Here is a 4,400-nt window from a genome sequence, read left to right as displayed (position 1 = left end):
CGGCGTGTTTTGGGCTACCATACGCCGTCAGAGCTATTTGATGCATTCCTCGATGAAGTTTATGCTAGTGAGTGTGTTTCCTGATTATGGTTGTTCAAATTCAACTTGCAATTTACCATATCTTAATTACGTCTTGTTTAATCAGAAAGGGGAGCCCCTTTCATCACCTCATACTTTCTTTCTGTGCGGACAGAAAGAAAGTATACAAAGAAAGAACCGCCGCCCAGGTACTACCGAGCCTTGCGCCGCATCGGGCAGGCGGCGCGGTAAAATCGCTTCGCTCGGATACCGCTGTTTCCCGCCTGCCCGATACGGCGCAGCCGACTTACGTCGGCACGGCTCGTCCGTAATGGGCGGAACTACGCCCTAAGAGACATACAACAGCATCAATAGTAAAATACATACACTTGATAAAATGATATGCCTTTATGTATTCAGATATTCGGCGTAATATAAAACAGCCTTATCTTATACACATTCTTATAATAACAAAATGCTTTATTTAATGAACAGCTGACCAGCATGACGTGCTCCATCAACTAGCACGCCTTACACCGGCATGAAAGAATCTGCAAGTACCACGGTTTCTTCGCCCGTTACGGACACGCCGTGCCGCCGCAGGCGGATGCGAAGGGACTGACAGGCGGAACAAGCGGCATCCGAGCGCCAGCGATTTTGCCGCGCCGCCTGTCTGACCCGCAGCAAGGCGTGGGAGTTCCGGGCTGGCCTCTTTCTTTTTGGTTACTTTTTCTTTCTGGCCACGCAGAAAGAAAAAGTAACATCCCGGTTTAAAGGGGCCCACGCCCTTTTAGCACCCTCAATGCGGTGCAATAAAAGTCACGGCATTACGCCGCCTTCCTTGCCATGGCCGGCCACTGCAGAATCCCGGTGGCGATGGCCCGCGCTACGGCGTCGGCGCGGCTCTGGTACTGGCGGATGTCGTAGTCGTTGTCGATAAAGCACACTTCGACGACGACGGCAGGCATGACGGTGTTGCGCAGGACGAAGAGGCCCGGCCGTTCCTTCAGCCCGCGGTCAGGCAGGTTGAGGACGGCTTTGATGTTGGACTGAATGGCATGGCCCAAAAGCAGGCTCTCTGCCGTATGAGAGATGAGCGTTTCCGTACCGGCGGCGCGCTTGTTAAACGCGTTGAAGTGCAGGGACACGAAGGCGTCGGCCTCGGCGTCGTTGGCTTCACCGCAGACGGCGTACAGGTTATCCTGCTGTCCAAACAGGACGGCGACGCCGTTTCGTTCCAAATACCCCTTCACTTTCTGGGCCAGCTCATAGGCCAGGTCGCACTCGCGCAGTCCCATGGCTTCGTTGACTGCGCCGGAATCAAGGAGCCGGTCGTGGCCGGCGTTGAGATAAATTTTCATCGCTGTACTTCCTCCTAACGAAATATTGAATCAACTGAATCACAAATACAATGGTCTGTTTGTCGAGGTTTCTTAAACACTGCATAATCCGATGCATAGGAACGCCTCCTTCGTAGAACTGCCATGTCGGCCGCCATGGCGTTCTGAATCTGTCGCGTCGGCGTCTCCTGCATGGGACGGCAGGCCGATAGTTCCTGTATGCCGAGACGCATTGAACCCCGGAACATCGACCGGGTATCCTTCGCCGCATTATATATAAATATGTATTATACACAGCGCAGGCCGCGCGTCGGGACTTGCGCCGTCAGCCGGCGCATCCCAGGGTCTTCATGCTCAGGCTGATCGTCCCGTCGGGCTCCAGCTCCATGACCATCTGGTAGGGAGAGGCCGTCCGCTGTTGTTCTACCGCATAGTCCATGCAATTCGTAATTTCCAGCCAGTTTCTCCGAATGACGTCGTCGCTGATGTCGGGAAACCGCCGGCGGGCAAACTCGCGTAGCTCCGGCCCGACGTCCTGTTTCGGCAAGGGGCTGCCCTGCCTCAGCAAGTCGCGGACAGAGCGCAGCCGGCGGACGACGGCGGGGTTTCTGCGTACCGGCATCGGCGGCGGCATACTCTCGCGCCGCTGCATATCGCGGCGCATAGCCCGCCACTCGGCCAGGATTTCCGCTATAGTCGGCGCAAACTTACAGGTCTGGGCCAGGCGGGCGCCCAGCTCCGCGCCTTGTTCCTCCGTCAGCCCGGCGGGCAGGCTGGCCTTCAGCACGTGTATGAACTGCGGATTCATATTCATCCGCCTGCCGAAGCATGACACTAACGTATTCATCAATACTTGCATACCCATGGCAATCATCCTTTCCCCTTCGCCACGGCTGTCCGCCGCTGTTGGCGAGAATCGAGCGGATATAGTTGAGGTTATTTCCCTCAGCGCCCCGCTCCTTGGCAATGGCTACAGCGCGGCAGACGGCGTCGACGCCCCACCGGCATTCCATCTCGTCTAAGGCAAGCTGTGCCGCCCGATGGATACCGCCAAAGACCTGGGCGTAATATGCCGCGGCTTCGCCTCCTGCCGTCTTATCAGGAGCTTCGGCAGTACCGCCGTCAGCTCGGCCGCCCCCTTCGCCCTGCTTCTGGCGGAATCGGGCCACGCGGCTGCGCGTCTGCTGGCGGCGGCGTTCGTCCTTGTCAAAATCCTGCAATTCTTCCCAGTCGACGAGGCGAATACGGCCTTCTTCATCGCGGCGGATGAGGTCTATCTGCTCTAAGAAATCGAGGGCTTTTTCGACGACGTCGCGGCGGCGGCGAAGGACGCGGGCGATGTATTCGCCCGTCAGGGGCACCTGCTCCGACAGGCAGGCATAGCCGTCGCAGTTGACCGTCCCGGCAATGTCCTTGAGCAAAAACCAGACGACGAAGTACGTCTCGCCGTGGCGCTGGCTGAGCATGGCCATGACCTTCGGGTCGCCAAACAATCCAATTTTTGTTTTCATCCAACGAAGTTGTTTCATTTTCGGTCCTCCCGTTCGTCAGCTCCTGGGGGCTGCGTTCTATAATAGTAAGGGAAAAGGCCCCGTCGTTTTATGTCTCCTCATGGAAAAATTTCTCTCCGTCTATTCCGTCCGTTCCGGGGCGACGCCCGTAACGCTGCGCGTCTCTTCTCTTATCTCCCTCTTATCTCCCTCTTGTCTCCTCTGGTCTTGTCTCTTCTAGTCTAGGGCGTTACGTACGCGTTACATCCCTTGATGCCAGCAGCTAAAAACGGCGTATCCATGCGGATTCTCACGTCCGCGCTGCCGTCGGATATAGAGAAAAAGGCATGACAAAAGCCGCCCGAACCTAGGCCAAAGGGGCCGGATTCGAGCGGCTATGTCGTATCGTTCGTCTTATCTCAGCGGACAAAAATGAGGACAAACCGAAGGCTTTCGGCTCGCATTCCTGCCGAATGACAGGCTGACAGGACTGCGCCGCCGGAGCTGTAGTATATCAATATAATATAACAAAGTCTTATACATGCATATGGAGAATAGATTCACGCAAAGCCGTCAGCGGACGGGAACATAGCTGAGTTCCGCTTCTTCGTCCGTTCCTTCGAGCTTCATGATGACCGGGCGCAGGCCGTCGTTGCAGCTACAAATGGCGACGTTGGGCTTAGCGATCCAGTCGCCGTGATAAAACAAGGTCTTGCCGTCGCCGTGAGCCAGGGCGAAGACGTACTGATAGATTGCCTTCCACGCTTCGTCGCAGAATCCCTCGGGCTTGGCGTAGTCGGCGTAAAAGACCTGGCCTTCCCGCATCATGGGACAAGCCATAAGTCCCGGCACGCCGTACTGGGCGGCCAGTTCCGCATCCAGCGTCGTCTTGAGTATGGTAATTTTTACGTTTTTCATGGCAGAGCTCCCTTCTCCGGCTGAGCCGGGTTGACTTGTATATCCTTCTTCTCTTATGATAAAAAAGAAAAGACAGATTGTATAGTACGCACTTTTTTGACATATACTATGGAGAAAGGAAGTATCCCCTCATGAGCATGAAGCCCTACGAAGGAGCCCTGCAGGCCTTGTCCGACGTCCCCTTCGGCTACACCCTGTCCCTGATCGGCGGCAAATGGCGGCTAATCATCTTGTATTTTCTCGTCGAATACGAAACCGTCCGCTTCAACGAGCTGAAGCGAAAAATCGGGGCCATTACCTACAAGACGCTGAGCGAGCAGCTGAAAGGCATGGAGCGCGACGGCCTGATCGTCCGCCGGGAATATCCCCAAATCCCGCCGAAGGTCGAATACAGCCTGTCAGACAAAGGGCGCTCCCTCTACCCAATCATGGAAGCCATGTGCCGCTGGGGCGAGGCCCATCGGCCCGACGACGCCGCACCTGAACCCACGGAAAAGCCAGGCGAATAGCCCTGGCGCCATGAGTTAGTGTAAAATAATTGTGGGAAAACTTTACTGCACAAAAGTGAAGAACATATAAAAAGAGAAGGAACTTCTTTGGTATAATGAAATCACCACAATCTCACGCAAAGGAG

Annotated in this window: 5 protein-coding genes; 1 reads left to right on the top strand and 4 read right to left on the bottom strand. The window is 55.5% G+C overall.

From position 1 onward, the window contains the following. Positions 1-845: 845 nt before the first annotated feature. From OCV58_RS12065 to OCV58_RS12050, 4 genes are all read right to left on the bottom strand, one after another. A complete protein-coding gene (locus OCV58_RS12065) occupies positions 846-1,379 on the bottom strand; it encodes an N-acetylmuramoyl-L-alanine amidase family protein (protein ID WP_154878000.1) in 534 nt (177 codons plus the stop codon). A 304-nt stretch (positions 1,380-1,683) separates the two neighbouring features. Continuing rightward, positions 1,684-2,166 (bottom strand): hypothetical protein, encoded by a 483-nt coding sequence (locus OCV58_RS12060; RefSeq protein WP_267312927.1) that lies wholly within the window; start codon positions 2,164-2,166, stop codon positions 1,684-1,686. Next, a complete protein-coding gene (locus OCV58_RS12055) occupies positions 2,066-2,887 on the bottom strand; it encodes a putative phage replisome organizer (RefSeq protein WP_154877998.1) in 822 nt (273 codons plus the stop codon). Before OCV58_RS12055 ends, OCV58_RS12060 begins: the two co-directional genes overlap by 101 nt. A 534-nt stretch (positions 2,888-3,421) precedes the next feature. Then, positions 3,422-3,766, bottom strand: a complete 345-nt coding sequence (locus OCV58_RS12050; RefSeq protein ID WP_154877997.1) for a TIGR04076 family protein — start codon at positions 3,764-3,766, stop codon at positions 3,422-3,424. Between the two features lie 131 nt (positions 3,767-3,897). Between OCV58_RS12050 and OCV58_RS12045 the strand changes: the two genes are divergently transcribed. Then, positions 3,898-4,275 carry a winged helix-turn-helix transcriptional regulator gene (locus OCV58_RS12045; RefSeq protein ID WP_154877996.1) on the top strand — a complete coding sequence of 126 codons (378 nt, stop codon included), beginning with the start codon at positions 3,898-3,900 and terminating at the stop codon, positions 4,273-4,275. Positions 4,276-4,400 lie beyond the last annotated feature (125 nt).

Source organism: Megasphaera stantonii (genome assembly GCF_025567065.1).
In the GTDB taxonomy this organism is placed as follows: Bacteria; Bacillota; Negativicutes; order Veillonellales; family Megasphaeraceae; genus Megasphaera; species Megasphaera stantonii.
This window is presented reverse-complemented; position numbering and strand designations above follow the sequence as displayed.

What these genes read in the sequence shown, in the direction of transcription:
- OCV58_RS12045 (WP_154877996.1), top strand. Translation starts at nt 3,898, where the DNA reads ATGAGCATGAAGCCCTACGAAGGAGCCCTGCAGGCCTTGTCCGACGTC.
- OCV58_RS12065 (WP_154878000.1), bottom strand. Translation starts at nt 1,379, where the DNA reads ATGAAAATTTATCTCAACGCCGGCCACGACCGGCTCCTTGATTCCGGC.
- OCV58_RS12055 (WP_154877998.1), bottom strand. Translation starts at nt 2,887, where the DNA reads ATGAAACAACTTCGTTGGATGAAAACAAAAATTGGATTGTTTGGCGAC.
- OCV58_RS12050 (WP_154877997.1), bottom strand. Translation starts at nt 3,766, where the DNA reads ATGAAAAACGTAAAAATTACCATACTCAAGACGACGCTGGATGCGGAA.
- OCV58_RS12060 (WP_267312927.1), bottom strand. Translation starts at nt 2,166, where the DNA reads ATGAATCCGCAGTTCATACACGTGCTGAAGGCCAGCCTGCCCGCCGGG.